The following is an 18,899-nucleotide window of genomic DNA, read 5'->3' on the forward strand; positions in this document are numbered from 1 at the left end:
ACGACCCCGCACGGGACTTGTGGAGAGCCCGGTGCATTGAAAGGTGCACGCCGGGTTCGGGAAGCGGCCCGCAGAAACAGACCGACCAAAAAAAATCGGAACTGCGCTGCGGGCCGACTTCACGGACCGTCCGTCGCGATGAGGGTCGAGTTCGTCGACTCTCAGAAGGCCGAGCACGGTGTCCAGCCGGTCCTGCAGGCGCTGCAAGACACGCCGGCACAGATCGCACCGTCGACCTACTACGCCGCCAAGACCCGCCCGGCCTCGGCCCGATCACGGCGTGACGAGGAGCTGACCGCGATGATCGAGCGGATCCACGCGGAGAACTACGGCGTCTACGGTGCCCGCAAGATCTGGCATGACCTGCACCGCCAAGGGGTGCGGGTGGCCCGGTGCACGGTCGAGCGGCTGATGCGTGAGTCCGGGCTGCGTGGGCTGCTGCGCGACAAGTCGCCCCGCACGACCCGCCCGGCAGGCGAGACCAGCCGCCCTGCTGACCTGGTCAGACGGGACTTCACCGCAGCGGGCCCGAACCAGCTGTGGGTCGCGGATCTGACCTACGTGCGCACCAGCGTGGGCTGGGTGTACGCCGCGTTCGTCCTCGACGTGTTCTCCCGCATGATCGTCGGCTGGCAGGTGTCTACGTCGCTCTACGCGGATTTGGCTCTCGACGCGTTGAAGATGGCGATGTGGCGCCGCGAGAATCAAGGCGCTGACCTGGGCGGACTCGTCCATCATTCCGACCGGGGAGTCCAGTATCGAGCGATTCGCTACAGCCAGCGGCTGGCCGAGGCCGGCGCCGTCGCCTCGGTCGGCTCCAAGGGCGACTCGTACGACAACGCGATGGCCGAGGCGTTCAACTCCCTGTACAAGGCCGAACTCGTCCGGAACAAGGGCCCGTGGCGCGGGCTCGACGACTTGGAGATGGCCACCGTCGAGTACATCGACTGGTACAACAACCGCCGCTTGCACGGCGAACTCGGGCACATCCCGCCCGCCGAACACGAGGCACTACACGCGATGAACCAGCCGGTCACCGCACCCCTGAAAACCAGCTAACCAACTCTCCATCAAACCCGGGGCTTGACACGCGGCGTTGCCGCTGCTCAAGAAGGCGATTCGGGCGGTCGCCGTGGACACCGACCTGTGGACCGATGGTGTGTGGTTGGTCGACTCCACCCCGGTCGAGTGCGCCCGTTCCCGACCCACCGTCAAACGCTCGCAGCTGGCCGGCTGGGCCGGCTACAGCTACTGCGCCTCCCATTCCCGCTGGTTCTGGGGACTACGGCTGCACCTGATCTGCACCCCAGCCGGACTGCCGGTCACCTGGGCCCTGGCCAACCCGAAACTCGACGAACGGCAGGTCCTGACCGCCGTGCTCGAACACGACCCGGACCTGCTGGCCGACCGTCCCGGCCTACTGATCATCGCCGACAAGGGCTACGTCTCGGCCGAACTGGACCGGTGGCTGGCCGAACGCGGCGTACGGCTACTACGGCCGTCATACCGCAACCGCACCCCACACCCCGACGAACACCTACTCAAACCGATCCGGCAGCTCATCGAGTCGGTCAACCACACCCTCAAAGGCCAACTCGACCTGGAACTGCACGGCGGCCGCAGCATCGAAGGCGTCAGCACCCGCATCGCCCAGCGCCTCCTGGCCCTGACCGCCGCCATCTGGCACAACCGAAACACCGGCCAACCCATCACCCGTTCCCTGATCGCCTACGACCATTGACCAGGGTTAGGACTTACTCGTCTAGGCCACGCCGGGCTGAGGCGGGTTCGGGGGGCGGCAGGACTCAGCCTCATCGTTCCAGAATTCCATGTCGATCAGGTAGCCGGTGCGGTGGAACGCCGCCAGCGTGTAGGTGATGGCGGTGCCGTCCTGCATGGCCTTGGTGAGGATCGGGCGGTGGTGCACGTAGTGGCCCGCGGTCTCCATGCAGGCGGCGGTGTAGGGCTCGCTGGTCTGGAGGGCGGCGTGCCAGACGGCGTCGACCGGACGGGTCGGGACGACCCGGTAGGACTCGCCGGTCGGCAACAGCAGCCCGAAGTCGGGGGTGTCCTGCGCGTCGGCGTGCGCCTTGAGGAAGACGAGGAACTGCCCGACTGCGCGCTCGGCGTAGGTCTGGGTGACCTCCTGCTTGGCGGCGAAGTAGTGGGTGATCTTGTCGAACGTCTCGGCGGAGACGAGGGTTCGGGGATCTGCGGCGGCCGTGGCCGGCCTGTCTGCGGTGATGGTCAAGGCTCCCCCTTCAAGGGGTGGGTTCGGAGAGTCGGTCTCCGCGCCGTGGTGCACCTGGCCGGGTCACGTCATCGGGTGGCGGGGCCTGGTCGGGGGCTTGTGCGGCCGGCACGGCTGAGCGGCCACAGTCTTGGCCCGCTTGGCAGGTGCAGGGGCAGGTCCGCCCGATAGCCGTGCTCGCTCAGCAGGTCCCGGGCGACCTCGGTGGTGGTGACGGCGTAGGTGGGAAGGCCGGTGCCGTCGACGAGATGGTGGTGACGGTCAAGCAGGTCGCCGGCGGTGCGCCATCCGTAGTTGGGATGCACGGCTAGCCAGGACAGCCAGTGGTGCGGCGCGGCGGACCTGTAGCTGTGGACTGCGGCGTTCAGTTCGGCGAATCGGGAAGCGGCCCGCCCGGCGAACGTTGTGAGGTGGCGGTCCCCAAGCATCCAGCGGTCAGCGTTTGGCGCGTGGGTGCGCCACACCGCGACTGTCGACCAGTCCAGCGCCACCTCGACGCGGCCCGTCTCGATGGCGTGGTCGACGTCGACCGCGAGCAGCGGGTGCAGGAGCCGCGGCCGTTCTTGCGGGTCCGGCACCAGCCACTCGGCGACCGGGTCGTGCTCCAGTGCGGTAACCAGCAGCGCCGTGACAGCGGCGACGTCGGCGGGTCTCGCCCGACGCGAGGGGGCGGCCCGAGTGTTGTTCACCGGGACCGCCTGTGCGGCAGCATGACCGTACGCACCTGCTCACCGACGCCTCCGTCGTTCGGCGGGCGCCACATCGGCCAGAGCGGCGGGGCCTCGGACGACGCCTGCATTGGCTCGCCGGCCTGGTAGCCGTGCCGGAGGTACAGGTCCCGGTTGCGGGTGTTGGACGCCTCCAGGTACGCCGGCCGGGCCTCTGCGTCGATGGCCTTGTGTGCGTGGTGGAGCAGCATCGACCCGACCCCACGGCCCTGCCATGCGGGGTCGACGGCGAGGTACGCCAGATAGTCGTGCGGCATGGGCGGATGGTTCGCCGCGAACACCGCGTCGAGCAGGTGGAACTTCGGCGCGTACTTTCCGCACGCCAGATCCAACTGCTGCAGGTGTGCCGGGTCGGCCGGGGCGGGCGCTGCACCGCGCCGGTACCAGATGGCGACCGCGGACAGGTTGGTGGTGGTGTCGACCCGGCCGTGCCGTAGCCCGAGGTCCAGCATCAGCCGGAAGTATCGGTAGTAGACGACGCGGCGTTCGGTGCGGTTCGGGATCAGCCAGTCGGCGACGGGCCCGTCAAGGAACGCGTCGACCAGCATGGGCAACAGCGGGCGGGCGTCGGGCTGGGTGGCCCGACGGACTCCGAGCCCGGTACGAACGGTCATGATGGTGCTCCTCATGCGGGCTGGTGGACAGGATCAGAGACGTGCTGCGCGGCTGCCGCGGCGTCCGCGCCGAGACCGATCACCTGGTACACATCGGGTCGAGACGAGCGCAGGACGAGCGCCCACACCACCCCGACCAGCGCGGCGACCCCATAGGCGGCGGGGAACAGCCACCTCAGCGGCGACGCCGGTTCGACGCCGAGGAGGGTGTCGAACTGGCTGATCGTGACGGTGAGGATCGTGCCGAGCGCGGCGGTCGCCAGGGTCGGCGCGAGGATCGTCCGCCACGGCCCGTCCATGTTCTGGGTGCGGGCGAAGAACGCGACCACTGCGGCTGAGGTGACCGTCATCAGGATCAAGACGCCCAATCCGCCGGTGACGGTGACCCAGAAGAACAGGTGCACGATCGGGTCCGCGTCCACGTATGCGTACGCGAAGATGACGGCCAGGGCCAGGGTGCTCTGCGTGATGGATCCCCACTTCGGGGCTGCCGTGCGCCGGCTGGTCCGGCCGAGCACGGCCGGGAGCACCCGTTCCCGGCCGAGGGCGAACAGGTACCGGGCCACGGTGTGGTGGAAGCTGAGCAGCGCTGCGAAGAGGCTGGTGATGAACAGGATCCGGCCGGCGGCGATGATCAACTGCGCGAGGTGCGGGGACACCAGGTTGAAGATCAGGTCGGTGCCGTCCGTGCTGGCCGCGTCCACGATCTTGTCCGGGCCGGTGGCCACAGACATTGCCCATGCCGACCCGCCGTAGAGCAGGCCGGTGATGGCCACCGCGATGTACGTCGCCCTGGGCACGGTCCGCTTCGGGTCCTTGGTCTCCTCGGCGAACACGGTTGTGCCCTCGAACCCCACAAAGCCCGTGATGGCCGTGACGAGGGCGGCGCCGATGCCGGCGGCCAGGATGTGGGAGGGGGCAAGGGTGTCGAACGTGACGGTCCCGCCGGCCGGATGGCTGACCATGACCACGTCGTAGACAAGCGCGATGACGACCTCCGCGACGAGCATGACCGCGAGGACCACGCCGTTGAGGTCGATCCGCAGCAACCCCAGCACCGAAACCACCGCCCACCCGGCGAGGGCGCACAGCCACCAGGTGGTGTGCCAGCCACGGGAGTCGAGGTAGTCGGCCAGGACCACGCCGAACCCGCCGTAGAGGCCGATCTGCATGGCGTTGTAGCCGAGGACAGCGATCATCGCCGTGGCCACGCCAGCGGGTTTGCCGAGGCCTCGGGTGACGTAGGTGTAGAACGCCCCCGCGTTGACGATTCGCCTGCTCATGGCGACGTAGCCGACGGAGAACAACGCGAGGACCGCAGCGACCACGAGGTACGACACCGGGATGCCGACCACGCGGGTGACGGCGTACCCGGTCGTCGCGCCGCCGGCTACCACCGTGAGCGGGGCGGCGGCGGCGATCACGAAGAACACGACAGCGAACGTGCCGAGCCGGCCACGTGCCAGCACAGCCGATACGGCGTCAGGAGGAGATGAGGACATGAGCAATTTCTCCCGGGAGGTAGGGGTGGAGGGTGAAGCGTTCGCCCTGGAGGGTGCGGGTGACACGGACCGCACCTCAGGTGCGGTGGCTCATGACGGCGTTCCCGATCGCGGCGTTGAGGGCAGCCAGCAGGTCCCGCATCGGTGGTGGAGCCTCGGCCAACAGTTGTCTCAGGTGCGTGGTCGATGCATGGGGCGTGCCCTGGAGGATCCATTGATCAAGCCGAACCTCTCGGGCGATCCCGGCGAGGGCGAGGTCGAATGTGTCCAATGGTTCGAGGTTGCGCAGCGACCCCAGCAGCCGTGCCCAGGACCAGGCGGCCACGTTCATGTCCGTGGGCGCGTAAACCGTGACGGTCTTGAACATCCGCCGCTCGGTCTTTGGCTTGACCATCCCGGCCTGCCATAACCGTTGCGCCACCAGGTCGTAGGAGGTCGCGGCGAGGTAGGCCAGCCAGGTGCGGGTGCCGGTGTGCTGCGACATGGCGATCAGCCGGGCCAGCACCATGTGTTGCAGCCAGTCGTCCGGCGCCCGTTGGTCCAGGATGGTCAGTTCCCCCCGCTCGAAGTGGATCCGGCGGGCGGAGCCCAGCTCGGCGAGCAGCGCGGCGGCCAGCCCGAAGGTGATCGAGCTGTGGGGCAGTCGCGGCCTCCCGCTCTGGTCGTCGTGGGCGAGCATGAAGAACTCGTCGGCGAGCAGCTTCGGCTTATGCGGGCCGCTCCGGACCCTTCTGTGGGCCGGGGCGGGTATGAGTTCCAAGTGCACGTGCATGGTCGGGCGGTGGTCCGCGCCAGGGGATGTGATCACCACGGCTGGTCTCTCTCGGGTTACGTCGTCTGGTCAGATGGGGAGTCGGTGCGGAGGCGGTGGAGCCCGGGATGTCGGTCGAGCTCCAGCAGCGCCCACCACTCCCAAGCGCAGGGGCCTTCGGGTGGGCAGTTGAGACAGCGGCCGTGCTCGTGCGTCTCGTTGTTGCAGAGCCCCTCGGTTGGGCAGTCAGGACAGCGGCGGCGACCGTGCACGTTGACGGTCAACAGCGCGACCGCCAGCCGGTCGCCGGGCCGGACCGGTTCGTCCAGGCGGCTCACGGCGGGCACCCGTACCGCGCCAGCACCGCCGTGCGGACCCGAACCTCCAGACAGGGCGGGTGCTCGTCGGAGGTCCCGTACTCGCATTGCGGCCGGTGCCCGACCACCCGCGTCCACCCGTCGCCCACATGGCCGGTCCCCAGCGCGGACACCACCACGACCTGCGTCCCAGAGGTGAGGTCACGGCAGTCCGCCCAGTCGTCGGCGGCGAGATGCACGGGCGTTCCGGCGGGCACTTCCAGCGGCAAGGCCGGCAGCTCCAGCGGGCTGGTCACGGCGTGGTCCTGCGATGCAGTAGCCGGGCCAGCAGCCCGGGCCGTGCCGGCGGCACCAGGGGTGCCTCCCAGATCGCCCGGTTTGCTGCGGCGCGCGCCTGCGGGTCGGCCGGGCCGGTCGTGGTCGGCAACGTGAAGCCGTCGTGGCGGCCGTAGAGGGTGTACGCGTGATCAACCAGGCCGAACGGGCTGTAGGGATCGTCGGCGTTGGCGGGTACGAACCACTTGATGCGCCCCACGGGCGTCACCTCCCTTCCCGTCGATGCGCGGCCGGGCCCTCCCCGGCGCCGACCGCGCACCCCGGCCGGTGGGTGCAGGGGCCGTCCCTGGGGGAATCGACGGACCCTGCACCCGGCTTATGTGCGGGGCTGGCCCCGCAGGTACTTCGTGACTAGGCGGGCGGCGTCCTCGGCGTGTTCGACGAGGGTGCGTAGCGGCGAGTTGGCTGGGGGGCTCAGCTCGCGGGCGCTATCGGCCTGGTCCATCCCGGCGAGGAGAGTGCGCGTTTGCGAAAGCGCTCGGTTGACGGTCTCCATCTCCCGGGCCATCTCAGCTGGAGTGCTCATCCCCTGCTCCCTGGTGATTGCTCTCCAACGCCACGTAAGGTTGGATTCATACCAACCATTGCAGTGCGATGGGCCACAGTCAAGCCCATCCGCTAGATTGGTTGGTACGAAACATGGAGGATGGCAGCGTGGCGCAGCCCAAGTACCGACGGATCGCCGACGACCTCCGCCAGAAGATCGTCAACGGTGCCCTGCGCGTGGGTGATCGGCTACCCACCGAACCCCAACTACAGGAGCAATACACCGCGTCGCGCAACACGGTTCGAGACGCAACCGCCGTGCTCGTGAACGAGGGCCTGATCGAGCGGGTTCCGGGGCGCAGCGGCGGCATGGTGGTCCGGGAGAAGGTCATCCTGACCTTCCACGCCCACCGTGCCGAGATGCCGGCCGGCCCGACCGGCGAGACGGACGCCTGGCGGTCCGAGGTCGAGAGGCAGGGCTACCAGGCGTCGCAGGAGTTCGAGCTGATGATCGAGGTGCTCCCACCCGAGTTGGCCAAGCGCCTACACGTTGATCCCGAGTCGGCTGCGGTGCTGCGCCGGTGCGTGCGGTACGTCAACGGGCAGCCGTCCTCCGTGCAGGACACTTACTACCCGATGGACCTGGCCGACGAGGTCCGCGAGCTGCTGTCGCCGAGGGACATCCCGCAGGGCACGACTCGGCTTCTCGCTGAGCGCGGGTATGTCCAGACGGGCTACTTCGACGAGTACGCCTCACGGATGCCGACGCCAGAGGAAGCCGCCCTGCTGGGCTTGCGGCCTGGCACGCCGGTGCTGCTGTTCATCCGCACCGGGTACACCGTGTCGCGGCCGGTCCGGGTGTCGGTCACGGCGTTCGCTGGCGACCGCAACGAGATCGTCAGCACCCACGGCGACGCCGCCATCATCGCCAAGTTCAGGCCGGAGGAAGAACCACAATGATCATCACGCCTGCACGGCCGATAGACGTCGAAATCATCATGAGCTGGCGACGCGAGCGCGTCGCCTGGCTCGCGGAACGGGGCGAAGAGCAGTGGTCAATCCCGCTTCCGCGCTCCGCCGTGGCGTCGACGGTCTCGGCCGGGCAGACGTGGATGGTGTGGGACGGCGATGACCCGGTCGCCACGATCACCCTGACCGCATACGTCGACGTCGACAACCTATGGAAGCCCGACCGCGATCCAGAGGCGCTGTGGCACCCGGAGGACGACCCGGCAGACGCGCTGTACGCGGCGAAGATGATGATCCCACTGCGCTACGCCGGGGAGAACCTGGGCGGGGAAATGCTGGACTGGGCCGGCGGCCGGGCATGCGAGGCCGGGCTGACGTGGCTGCGGCTAGATGCTTGGACCACCAACTCGCAGCTCCACGACTACTACCGCCGTCAGCGCTTTCGCCACGTCCGCACCGTGGAATCCAGGGTGTCCGGCGCCTGCTTTCAGCGGCCGGCGCAGCCGTACACGGGCAGCCGCCTCAAGACAGAGTCGCCCTGAGAACAGCCGCCCGCGGAATCTGGCCCCTCGCCCGGAACCTGCAGGAGAGTGTCAAACGCCGCCTGAACTTTCGGCGGAGCTGACAAGTAGCCGCGACCCCGCGACCGCCGCCAGCTCGCCCACGCGGCCGGCGTGCCTTCTCCCACGCCACGCGAACTCTTTGCCGCAGCCTGGCCGGCTGCCGGCGCGCCAACCAAGGTCAATGATCTGTCGTTCCGTGGCGGCCCTCCCGGCTCCCCGCTTCCACGCCGCCAGGCATCAGGTGCCTACCAGGCTGCCCCGAACGCCACCCGCAGCCGTCGCCAGTGGGCTGCCGAGCGAGGCGTGGTGTCGCGGCTGATGTTCCCGGACGCGGCGCGCGGCTCCGAGGTGAACCACCCCAACCTGAGCCCAGAACTTCCATCGAACGCTACGGCGCGCGGTACGCCGTATTCCCCAGCCCAATCAGAGGCCCTGTCGTGCCGCTGCTGAGCCGGCGGCTGCTCGTGGCACGCGGCTGCAGCGTCACCCCTTTCGCGATGGTGGGTTTGGGCCCGTCCGGACGCCCTCGCCCTCACGACAGTCGATCAGACAGCGGAACGCGCGGATTGCGGCAGATCAGCGCGCCCGGACGGTGCTGAAGCCGCCGGCCAGGAGCGGTGTTTATGCTTCTCCACCACGCCGATGACTCTGCCGACCAATAGGAGTCCGAAAATGCCTTCTATTCACCCAGATAGGGTGCAATTTGCGCTGGATGAGTTGGCTGACCGGCTGGTGGTTCCAGCTGACTTGATCTCCGTTCACCGAGATGACCCCAAGCGAAGTCGCAGCCGCCGCTACCAGAGCATCCGTTATGGAGCGTTTCTCCTTACCTACGGGCCATTCGAACGCTTCTTCAACCGGCTGATCGAACTACATGGCGGGCCAAGCCAAGGTTTGTCGCTGACCACGGACAAACTGAGATCGACCTTCGAGCGTCGACTCGCGGTGCCCAACCTGACGAAAACGTGGAAAGCACGGGTGCGAGTGGCTCCCGGCCAACATGGAGGTGACATGCGTTGGCGCTGGACTTACCTCGCTGGCTCCGACCTTCGGGACTACCTGCTCGATGCCCGCCGGCTTCGGCATCTTCTTGCCCATGGCGCCGATCCGAGCGACGCAGAGAATTCGTCTATGACGCTATACGTCCGCCGCAGTGACGGCGGCCGTTCAGTGACTCTGATGTGGGCGGAGGGTTTTCTGCAAGCGGCACAGGACATCGCATCATCGACAGCACGCCGACTCGCGGGCGGGGACGTCGCCCTACCGGACTGGCCGCAACCGGTACGGTCCGGTGTCAGCGCGCGACTGCCGGATGCCCCGTACTAGTAGGTCGACCGAGCTGAAACCCTCGCCGCTGAGGTACCTTTTCCGAATGGCTCGCCTTGGCGACGTGGCAACCTATGCGCGCGGATTGCGGCATGTGCGGATGATGGCGTGGGCGCCGTGAGACGATCTAGGCGTCGCGAGCAGATCCTCCAGCCCGGACCCCCACTCTCTGGGCGGTGACCCGTGCTGTTGCACCGGCTAGGCCGCGCGTGGTCCCCTCGTAGGGTGTGGGCAACTCGCGTGGAACCTCTCCAAGAACCCGACCGGCCGGCTCTATGCCGGATGCTGGAGGAGTCAGACGACTTTCCTCAGCAGCTGTTGTATCTCTACCGACGCAGGAGGAGCAATCACTACTGGACCTTCGTTGCCTGGCGTGGCGACAAGATCGACGGTGTGCTGACCGGATCATTCGACTCAGACTTCGCTGAAGGCGGGGCTTTCGATTCGTTCGAGCTTCCGCCGGCGCCTCACGCATTCCTTGAAAGAGTTCACGTGCGCGAATCTGCAAGGGGTATGGGTGTTGGACGAGCCTTGATCGAGATGTACGCGAACGAGGCTTCAGCGCGCGGGTGCTCGTTCATCGGCGGATCGATTGACCTTTCGTCGGAGCCGACAGCGAGGAAAGCCTTCTTCGAAGGGCTCGGGTTCACTGTCAGCGAATTGGACAACTTTGGAGCTCACCCCACCGACGTTCTTGTGACCGTCGCGAACCGCTGAGAACAGTCGCTTGGCCCACGTGGCGCCTCTGTCCATGTGGCGGGGTGCGGGTGACTGAGAGCGACCGCACCCCGCTACATATGATGCATGTCGGCTGTTTACCGGCGGGGGCGGAGGGCGTCGACCGCCGCCCTGATCATGTCCGCCCGATGCTCCGACTCGGAGCTTTGAAGGACGACGGCAAAGATGGCCAGTCCGGCCACAGCTCCGCCGACGATGATGAGGGTAGTTCGCGGCGACAGGTTCTGAATGGGTCCGAGTTCCACAGCGTTCTCCTAGCTCTGGCCGAGCTGGAGCCGCGCAGGACTCAGCTCGGCCGCCAAATGGGCCTGTTAGCTGAGGTCCTGCTCCGACTGGGCAGAAGCCTTGTGTTGCTCTGACCACGCGCTGTGTAGGTGCCGCTGCTTATTCGCTCGTGTTCCGTCTGGTCTTCCGTATAAATGGCTCGTCCGGTCGTCGGCACCGGGGTTCGCCGCAAAACATTGACCAGAGGGTCAGACGCCAGCCGAGGGCTGACACTTGCCGGACAGTATACCCGACCACCACGACCGCTGCTGCGAAGGCGCCCTAGCTGGCTGAGCAGTCACTCGCCGAGTCGGGTAACGGGGATGCGTTAAGTGACGGCGATGGTGACCGTGCAGGCACACTCTCGCCCGCATAGTCGAGTGGACTCAACTCGACAGTTGCGGATGCAAGCGGCACAGGCACAGGTGACTGTTGAAGGCGTGACTGCAGCGGATCCGGAAGCACCCGCTGCTCATCAGCAGGCCCGCGGATGCTCACACCGGGTCGCCGAAGTAGCCCTGCTCCTCGCCGAGCAGCAGCGGCACGTCGTACACCGACAGGTCCGGCCGGTGCCGCGCGTACCGCACCCGGTGGCGCCATCGTCCGTGTTCGAACGCCACGTCGGCGTCGATCTCCGCCACCACGCTGGGCTCCACCTGCACGTACCGCAGCGGCTCTGGCCGGTCCAACTGGCCCGACCAAGACGGGGGCAGCGGCTCCGGCCATGGGTGGGCCACGGTGCCGCGCCGTGGCATCCGTGGCGGCGACAGCAGCTCGGCCAGCGCGGCACGCTGGTCGCTGGTCAGCGGGTGGGAGCGGCCCGTATACCGCAGCCGTCCCCTACGGTCGAACCGGCCCAGCAACACCGTCTCCGGGTTGCTGATGCTGCCGGTCACCCCACCAACGATCACCTCGGTGACAATCCGGGTCCGGAACTTCGACCAGCCACGCCGGCCAGGCTCGTAGCGGCCGTTCAGGCGCTTGCTCACCACGCCCTCGATGCCCGCCGCGACGGTCCAGTGCAGCAGCCAGTCCGCCACCTGCCGCATGTCCGCCGTCTGCGGCGTCACGGTGAGCTGCGCCGGCGCGTCAACGAGCAGCCGCTCCAGCCGGGCCCGCCGCTGCGACAGCGGCAGATCGATGATCGTCTGCCCGTCGGCGTCGGCGAGCAGGTCGAACAGCACGTAGTGGGCAGGGCACTCGCGGGCCAGGCGCGGCAGGTCCCGGCCGGCGGTGACACGTCGCTGAAGCTGGGCGAAGTTGGTCCGGCCGCGCTCCCAGACGATCAGCTCACCGTCGAGCACGGCACCGGGCGGGATGGCCGCCCGGATTGCCCGGGTGATGTCTGGGAAGTAGGTCGTCAGGTTTCGGCCGGCCCGCGACTGTAGGTACACCCCGCCGGTCTCGCGGAAGGCGATGCACCTCCACCCGTCCCACTTCGGCTCATGCACCAGGTCCCGGCCCTCAGGGACCACGTCAACGGGTGCCGCGAGCATCGGCGCGACCGGCCGACGCAGCATCGGTTCCGCCCCGGCGCTCGCCCGCTCGCGGGCTGAAGTCACGTCGCACCACGCCCCGGCCGTAAGTGCCGCTCCTCCCCCGCCCCACCTCATCGTGGGAAAGACGTGGGTTGCCGCGGGCGAAGATCCGCGACAGCGAATGCGCCAGCGAGAGGGTCGCAGCATGGCGCGCGCTCGGGGCGGGCCAGAGAGGCAGGGCGCCAGACTCTGCTGATCGAAGCTGCCTCCCGGGCCACCCTGCACTCCGCACTCACCCGCCCGCAATCACTCCACGGACAAGCGGGCGCTCTGGCCGACGGATCGAGTTGTTGCTCGTGGAACGGCTCCGCAAACCAGGACGACAGCCTGGTGGTGCCAGAGTGCTAGCAGATTGGTCTATGATCAGGGCGTTATCCACACCCGCCGAAAGTTATCCACAGCGCATCGTCTTGTGCTGGCGTGCGGCCGGGTTGACGGCGACCCTGAACCGGTCGGCGAGGTCACCGCGTCCCACCCGCAGCGCCGCCTGCTCGGGCGGCAAAGTCTCGTACGCCGCGTTCCGCGCCCCATCGTGCGTACGGTCGGACGGTGGACGTGCTGCTGCGCGGCGGGCCAGGTGACGGCCAGGTGGTCCCCGGCGGCGGGGAAACGGTCGTATGGCAAGCCTGCCTGTACGAGATTACGCCCGAGTACGGCCACCGGCACGGCCGCGACCTGCGCGTGTACCGGCACCGCCCCGACTGCTGCGAGCCCTACGGCCGAGGTGCCGAAGACCGCTGCGAATGACCCGTCCGGCCCCGGTGCAGGTGTGTGGGCGGGCCTGGCGCGCCGCGATGTGTGGCTCGTCCGGCAGACGCGGTGGAAGGTGATTGCCCGCGCCGGGGACACCGAGACGGGAAAGGTGCTGCGCTGGGAGTTCGATACGGAGCCGGAAGCCATGAACATGGCTGATCGCCTCCTGCGCGCCGATAGCGCTGGGCAGTGGCGCGCACAAGACGCCGGGGGCGCCACCCCAAGGCGCCAGCGACGATACGAGCGATGCTCCAGCCGGCCCGACCCGACGGCAGAACAATAAGCGGTGATCGTTGACAGGCAGAGCGGTGGCTGAGGCTCATCGCTCCCGGGCTGGGTGGGTTCGCCGGTTGCCGACCCCGGTTCGCGTCACCGTCGAGACATCCCCTGCGACTGACGCTGCCGGCCATGGCCCTCCGGCCCGATGATCGCCGGGCCCTGGAAGAAGGGCGTTGGCAAACGGCAGGATGGTGGCCGTGACCGCCGCACCGACCCGTCCTCCGCTGGCCACCCTAGAGGCGGTACTGGAGCGGTTGACCTACGTCAACGAGGAGACCGGCTACACCGTCGCCCGCGTCGCCACCGACCGAAGCTCCGACTTGCTGACGGTGGTCGGCGCGTTGTTGGGCGCGCAGCCCGGGGAGAGCCTGCGGCTGCACGGACGCTGGTCGTCGCACCGGAAGTACGGGCGGCAGTTCGAGGTCGACTCCTACAGCACTGTCCTGCCGGCCACGGTCCAGGGCATCCAGCGTTACCTCGGCTCCGGGCTGGTAAAGGGCATCGGGCCGGTGTTCGCCGAGCGGATCGTGGCCCATTTCGGTCTGGACACCCTGCGAGTGATCGAGGAGGAACCCGCCCGCCTGGTCGAGGTGCCCGGGCTGGGGCCGAAACGCACGGCGAAGATCACCGCGGCGTGGGAGGAGCAGAAGGCCATCAAGGAAGTGATGGTCTTCCTGCAGGGCGTCGGGGTGTCGACCTCCCTGGCGGTGCGGATCTACAAGCAGTACGGCGACGCGTCCATCGACGTGGTGTCGAAGGAGCCGTACCGGCTGGCCGCGGACGTGTGGGGCATCGGCTTCAAGACCGCCGACACCATCGCTCAAGCGGTCGGGATCCCCCACGACAGCCCGCAGCGGGTCATGGCCGGCCTGCAGTACACCCTCTCGGAGGCCACCGACAACGGCCACTGCTACCTGCCCGAACCCGACCTCATTTCCGACGCCACGAAGATCCTCGACGTGCCCGGCGACCTCGTCGCCCGCTGCCTCGACGACCTGGTCGCCGACGAAGGCGTCGTCCGCGAGGTACTGCCCGGCGGCGACGGGGAGCCGGTTCCTGCGGTGTACCTGGTGCCGTTCCACCGCGCCGAACAGTCCCTCGCCTCCTCGCTGCTGCGCCTGCTCAATGAACGGGCGGACCGGATGTCCCACTTCACGACGGTTGACTGGGACAAGGCGCTGACCTGGCTGAAGGCGCGCACCGGCGCGGACCTGGCCCCCGAGCAGGAACAGGCCGTCCGCCTCGCCCTCACCTCGAAGGTGGCGGTGCTCACTGGCGGGCCGGGCTGCGGCAAAAGCTTCACGGTCCGCTCGATCGTCGAACTCGCCGCCGCAAAGAAAGCCAAGGTCACCCTCGTCGCCCCTACCGGACGCGCCGCCAAACGCCTGTCCGAACTCACCGGCCACCCCGCCGCCACCGTCCACCGACTGCTACAGCTACGCCCCGGCGGAGACCCCTCCTACGACCGGGACAACCCCCTCGACGTCGACCTCCTCGTCGTCGACGAAGCCTCCATGCTCGACCTGATCCTGGCCAACAAACTCGTCAAAGCCGTCCCACCCGGCGCGCACCTGCTCCTCGTCGGCGACGTCGACCAACTCCCCTCCGTCGGCGCCGGCGAAGTCCTGCGCGACCTGCTCGCCGCCCCCACCATCCCCCGGGTGCGGCTGACCCAGATCTTCCGCCAGGCCGCCCAGTCCGGCGTCGTCACCAACGCCCACCGCATCAACGCCGGCCGCCCACCCCTCCTGCAAGGACTGCCGGACTTCTTCCTGTTCGCCTGCGACGACACCGACGCCACCGCCGCCCTCACCGTCGACGTCGCCTGCACCCGCATCCCCGCCAAATTCGGCCTCGACCCGCGCCGGGACGTGCAGGTCCTCACCCCCATGCACCGCGGCCCCGCCGGCGCTGGCGCCCTCAACACCCTGCTGCAACAGCACCTCACCCCGCACCGCGAGGGCCAGCCCGAGCGGCGCGCGGGAGGGCGGGTCTTCCGCGTCGGCGACAAAGTCACCCAGATCCGCAACAACTACGACAAGGGCCAAGCCGGCGTCTTCAACGGCACCCTCGGCATCATCACCGCCCTGTCCACCGAGGAGCAGACCCTGACCGTGCGTACCGACGAGGACGAGACCATCGACTACGACTTCGACGAACTCGACGAACTCGCCCACGCCTACGCCATGACCATCCACCGCTCCCAAGGCTCCGAATACCCCGCCGTCGTCATCCCCCTGACCACCAGCGCCTGGATGATGCTGCAACGCAACCTGCTCTACACCGCCGTCACCCGCGCCAAACAACTCGTCGTCCTGGTCGGCTCCCGCCGAGCCCTCAACGCCGCCGTCCGCACCGTCAGCGCCGGCCGCCGGCACACCGCCCTGACTCACCGTTTGACCGGGTAACGAACAGGCCGCCAGCCCACTCCACCCCTGGCCGCAGGGGAAGCGCGTGGCCCGCTGCGACGTCTGGCTCCCGGGTAGCGCTGCCCGCAACAGCACCCGCAGACCAGAATGACGATTATTGTGCGGCCTTCCCTTTTCCTCTGATTGGCCCGGTACCGCAGTTGTCGCCCGCCTCCTCAGCCCAGGCGAGAGCGCCCTGTGCCACCGTCGCCGCCGTGGCGATCGGGAGATTCCAATGAGGGACCGGGTCGATGCTACGAGAACTACTTGCCCACGAGCTGATGCAGGACCGGTATCGCTGTGCCGCCGGCTCCGAGGGCTGCCAGGAGCGCTGCTGGCCAGCTACCGGTCTGCGCGATCATCAACGCACCGACGAGCACGGAAACGAGGGATGTGGCCACCAGGATCAACGCCCATCGCAGCGGCAGCGGTTGTGCCGGCGACGGAGAAGGGGTGGTCATGTCGTGGTAGTCCTTTCGCGGGCACCAGGCGTGCGGCGTCGAACGCAACGCAACACTGGGACGGGTTCATCGAGTTCGCGGCCCGGAATCACGAACTCTCCGCGCTCCGTGGCGTGTCCACATCGTGCAGGACGGCCGGTTGGGGGATCCACTCGGCTTACGGCCATTTACGACTCCGCAGCCATTTGATCCAGATCTTTACGCTTACTTACGGCGCGGCCTGACCGGGCTCCGGTCGGGAGCGTCCCACTGTTTACAATCTCTTCCAGGCTTGGTCATACTTGGCGCCCATGAGCGAGCTGTTGGATACACCAGCGGACTCCCCCGCCCGCAGCCTCGCCGAGCTGAGGCTTCGGATCCAGCGCCTACATCGCGAGCGGGGAGAGCCGAGCTTGCGCGCCCTGTCGAAGCAGGTACTGAAGGCGGTGAGCCACACGACAGTGCGGGCCGTGCTCCGTTGCCAGACGCTGCCCCGGTGGGAACACCTCCAGGCTGTTGTCTCAGCCCTGAACGGCGATGTCGACGAGTTCCGGCTTCTCTGGGTTGCGGTTCGGGATGCCGAGAACCCGGTCGCGATGCCTGCGGAGGAGATCGCCATTCCCCGCAAGCTGATGGAGAATCAGGACCGCTCGGCCTCGTCGAACGGAGCCCCCTCAAGTCGTCCAGCCTCAAGTGAGGCCATCAAGACATCAGCCGGCGCTCGATCCGCACCACCGCCCGAAGACGGCGCCAGGCGAAGCCTGTGGGCTAGCGCGGGCGAGCCACTCGTCGGTCATGAGGACGCGGTGGTCAACCTCGCCTTCAGCCCGGACGGCTCATCACTGGCGAGCGCAGGAGCCGACGGGGCGGTCCTGCTGTGGAATCTGACAGCTGAGGAGTCCACTGCCAAGCGGATTGCCCAGCATGCGGGGCCGGTCTGGGGAATCGCCTTTTCACCCGACGGCAAGGTGCTCGCCTCAGCGAGCTCCGACAGCACCCTGCGTCTCTGGGAGTTGTCCACGGGCAATCCCATTGCCGATGCCGGGGAAAGCGATGCGCAGCCCGTGGTCCATTTGGAAGGCATCTGGGCGGTGGCCTTCAGTCCGGACGGAAAGCTGTTCGCTACCGCAAGTGATGACCGTACCGCGATGGTCTGGAACGCTCAGACGGGCGGCACCGCATGCGTCAAGTTTTCGGGTCACACAGAGGGCGTTCTCTGCCTCGCCTTCAGCCCGAACGGGGCGATCCTCGCCACCGGAGGCGATGACTCGTCGGTCCGCCTTTGGGATATCGAAACGGGCAGAGCGGCCAGCAAACCGCTTTCCGGTCGCGAGGAAACGCGGTGGAGCGTTGCTTTCAGCCCTGAAGGCCGGACTCTGGCGTCTCGCCTAGAGGAGACGGATAAGGAAGACTGTCCGACCACCACAGGACATAAGGACGCCGTCGTCTCCATTGCGTTCAGCTCGGACGGCCAGCTACTCGCTACGGCTGGCCTAGACGGGGCGATCTGGGTGTGGCGACCGGCTGTGTTATGGCATCCGCCCACGGGCGAGTTGGTCGGATTTCCTATCCTGGGTCATACCGATGCGGTGGTGGATCTGGCGTTTAGCCCGGACGACCGAATCCTCGCCAGCGGAAGCGCTGACGGCACCGTCCGGTTGTCGGATCCCCTGACGGGGGAGCTGTTGTTCCCGCCTCTGGCAGGCCACAGCGATGCGGTGGTCGGCGTGACGTTCAGCGGGGACGGCGAGATTCTCGCGAGCTGCAGCGAGGACGCCACGATCAGACTGTGGGATCCGACGACCGGCAGAACTTTGTGCGAGCCATTGCGGGGCCACACGGGCCCAGTGGGCAAAGTCGTGTTCGGCCCGGATGGGAGCATCCTGGCTAGTTGCAGCGACGACGGCAGCGTGCGTCTGTGGCAGAGCAGAGACGCCGTGACCCGAATAGCCGAGCTAGAACGGGAGGTTGAGGAACTGAGTGGAAAGTATCTCCAAGCATTGGAAGAGATTGAGCGACTGAAGGCCCAGCTGCGGAGATAGCAGCAACGGGCGTTTCACCGACCGCCGCCAGATCAACGGTCAAGAGAGTCGGTTGCCGGAGGCAGACTTATCCGGCGCACGTTGTGCTTGAGCCTCTACCTGGCACCGTCCTCGTGCCGGTGCACCGAGATTACCAACCCCCAACCATCAAGGCTGCCCACCCAGAGTTTGGCCAGCCTCGCCCGTTCAGCTCCCGGCTGTTACCGGCGGCTCATCGACAGGAAGAATTGCGGCGCGAGCCACGCCAGTGTGCAGTGCGCTCAGGAGCCATGCGCGATCGGCGTCGCTTTGTGGCCTGGTGAAGTACACCAGGGTGGCGTCTTGTAGCAGTGATTCGCCGACTTCGAGACCATTGGGAGTGGCAACGATGACGGGGGACGGGCTGCGGTTGGCCGCAATGGCTGGTGGCTTCGGCGGATCGTGCAATGTCCACTCAGTCGTGAGGATCCCGTGGGCGGCTAGGTGGTCCCGTACGTACTCGACCTCGGCACGCAAGGAACTAGTGCCGCGTCTTTGAACGTTGATCGTGTAATCCATCGGTTCTGAGGAGCCGTCAGGCACGCTGTCTCCCAACGCATCAGGCTGTGGGAGGTG

General features: G+C 67.7%; 19 protein-coding genes. 9 read left to right on the forward strand and 10 right to left on the reverse strand.

From position 1 onward, the window contains the following. The first annotated feature begins 36 nt into the window (after positions 1-36). Positions 37-1,059: an IS3 family transposase gene (locus ACFYML_RS35735; RefSeq protein ID WP_387424874.1), complete on the forward strand. Its 1,023-nt coding sequence runs from the start codon at positions 37-39 to the stop codon at positions 1,057-1,059. 37 nt (positions 1,060-1,096) lie between these two features. After that, entirely contained in the window at positions 1,097-1,741 is a 645-nt protein-coding gene (locus tag ACFYML_RS35740) for an IS982 family transposase (protein WP_387424856.1), read from the forward strand. Positions 1,742-1,762: 21 nt separating this feature from the next. Here the strand turns inward: ACFYML_RS35740 and ACFYML_RS35745 are convergent, their stop codons facing one another. The 8 genes from ACFYML_RS35745 to ACFYML_RS35780 form a co-directional block, all read right to left on the reverse strand. Next, positions 1,763-2,251 (reverse strand): hypothetical protein, encoded by a 489-nt coding sequence (locus ACFYML_RS35745; RefSeq protein WP_387424857.1) that lies wholly within the window; start codon positions 2,249-2,251, stop codon positions 1,763-1,765. A 68-nt stretch (positions 2,252-2,319) separates the two neighbouring features. After that, entirely contained in the window at positions 2,320-2,940 is a 621-nt protein-coding gene (locus ACFYML_RS35750) for a hypothetical protein (RefSeq protein WP_387424858.1), read from the reverse strand. Beyond that, a complete protein-coding gene (locus ACFYML_RS35755) occupies positions 2,937-3,593 on the reverse strand; it encodes a GNAT family N-acetyltransferase (protein WP_387424859.1) in 657 nt (218 codons plus the stop codon). The genes ACFYML_RS35750 and ACFYML_RS35755 overlap by 4 nt, the downstream gene beginning before the upstream one ends. 11 nt (positions 3,594-3,604) lie before the next feature. Continuing rightward, entirely contained in the window at positions 3,605-5,095 is a 1,491-nt protein-coding gene (locus ACFYML_RS35760) for an APC family permease (protein WP_387424860.1), read from the reverse strand. Between the two features lie 76 nt (positions 5,096-5,171). Next, positions 5,172-5,867, reverse strand: a complete 696-nt coding sequence (locus tag ACFYML_RS35765; RefSeq protein ID WP_387424861.1) for a GPP34 family phosphoprotein — start codon at positions 5,865-5,867, stop codon at positions 5,172-5,174. Positions 5,868-6,180: 313 nt separating this feature from the next. Next, positions 6,181-6,459 carry a hypothetical protein gene (locus tag ACFYML_RS35770; protein ID WP_387424862.1) on the reverse strand — a complete coding sequence of 93 codons (279 nt, stop codon included), beginning with the start codon at positions 6,457-6,459 and terminating at the stop codon, positions 6,181-6,183. After that, positions 6,456-6,698 carry a hypothetical protein gene (locus ACFYML_RS35775; RefSeq protein WP_387424863.1) on the reverse strand — a complete coding sequence of 81 codons (243 nt, stop codon included), beginning with the start codon at positions 6,696-6,698 and terminating at the stop codon, positions 6,456-6,458. Before ACFYML_RS35775 ends, ACFYML_RS35770 begins: the two co-directional genes overlap by 4 nt. 117 nt (positions 6,699-6,815) lie before the next feature. Further along, the gene (locus tag ACFYML_RS35780) at positions 6,816-7,025 is read right to left on the reverse strand and encodes a hypothetical protein (protein ID WP_387424864.1); all 210 of its coding nucleotides are present in this window, start codon (positions 7,023-7,025) and stop codon (positions 6,816-6,818) included. 128 nt (positions 7,026-7,153) lie between these two features. Here ACFYML_RS35780 and ACFYML_RS35785 point away from each other — a divergent pair, with 128 nt between their 5' ends. The 4 genes from ACFYML_RS35785 to ACFYML_RS35800 all read left to right on the forward strand — a co-directional run bounded on the left by ACFYML_RS35785 (position 7,154) and on the right by ACFYML_RS35800 (position 10,560). Next, on the forward strand, positions 7,154-7,945 hold the full coding sequence (locus ACFYML_RS35785) for a GntR family transcriptional regulator (protein ID WP_387424865.1): 792 nt from the start codon (positions 7,154-7,156) through the stop codon (positions 7,943-7,945). Beyond that, the gene (locus ACFYML_RS35790) at positions 7,942-8,496 is read left to right on the forward strand and encodes a GCN5 family acetyltransferase (protein WP_387424866.1); all 555 of its coding nucleotides are present in this window, start codon (positions 7,942-7,944) and stop codon (positions 8,494-8,496) included. Before ACFYML_RS35785 ends, ACFYML_RS35790 begins: the two co-directional genes overlap by 4 nt. A 717-nt stretch (positions 8,497-9,213) precedes the next feature. Beyond that, positions 9,214-9,843 (forward strand): hypothetical protein, encoded by a 630-nt coding sequence (locus ACFYML_RS35795; protein WP_387424867.1) that lies wholly within the window; start codon positions 9,214-9,216, stop codon positions 9,841-9,843. Positions 9,844-10,125: 282 nt separating this feature from the next. Further along, the gene (locus tag ACFYML_RS35800; RefSeq protein ID WP_387424868.1) at positions 10,126-10,560 is read left to right on the forward strand and encodes a GNAT family N-acetyltransferase; all 435 of its coding nucleotides are present in this window, start codon (positions 10,126-10,128) and stop codon (positions 10,558-10,560) included. Between the two features lie 779 nt (positions 10,561-11,339). On the opposite strand, the gene ACFYML_RS35805 is transcribed toward ACFYML_RS35800, so the two are convergent. Then, positions 11,340-12,407, reverse strand: coding sequence for an ATP-dependent DNA ligase (locus ACFYML_RS35805; RefSeq protein WP_387424869.1), 1,068 nt, complete (start codon positions 12,405-12,407; stop codon positions 11,340-11,342). A gap of 525 nt (positions 12,408-12,932) precedes the next feature. Between ACFYML_RS35805 and ACFYML_RS35810 the strand changes: the two genes are divergently transcribed. From ACFYML_RS35810 to ACFYML_RS35820, 3 genes are all read left to right on the forward strand, one after another. Continuing rightward, positions 12,933-13,130, forward strand: a complete 198-nt coding sequence (locus tag ACFYML_RS35810; RefSeq protein WP_387424870.1) for a hypothetical protein — start codon at positions 12,933-12,935, stop codon at positions 13,128-13,130. Positions 13,131-13,603: 473 nt separating this feature from the next. Next, positions 13,604-15,823 (forward strand): ATP-dependent RecD-like DNA helicase, encoded by a 2,220-nt coding sequence (locus ACFYML_RS35815; protein ID WP_387424875.1) that lies wholly within the window; start codon positions 13,604-13,606, stop codon positions 15,821-15,823. 751 nt (positions 15,824-16,574) lie between these two features. Beyond that, a complete protein-coding gene (locus ACFYML_RS35820) occupies positions 16,575-18,305 on the forward strand; it encodes a hypothetical protein (protein ID WP_387424871.1) in 1,731 nt (576 codons plus the stop codon). A 186-nt stretch (positions 18,306-18,491) separates the two neighbouring features. Here ACFYML_RS35820 and ACFYML_RS35825 read toward each other — a convergent pair. Further along, positions 18,492-18,899 (reverse strand): hypothetical protein (locus ACFYML_RS35825; RefSeq protein ID WP_387424872.1); only part of this gene is annotated, 408 nt, incomplete at its 5' end.

This window comes from Micromonospora sp. NPDC007230 (assembly GCF_042869115.1).
In the GTDB taxonomy this organism is placed as follows: Bacteria; Actinomycetota; Actinomycetes; order Mycobacteriales; family Micromonosporaceae; genus Micromonospora.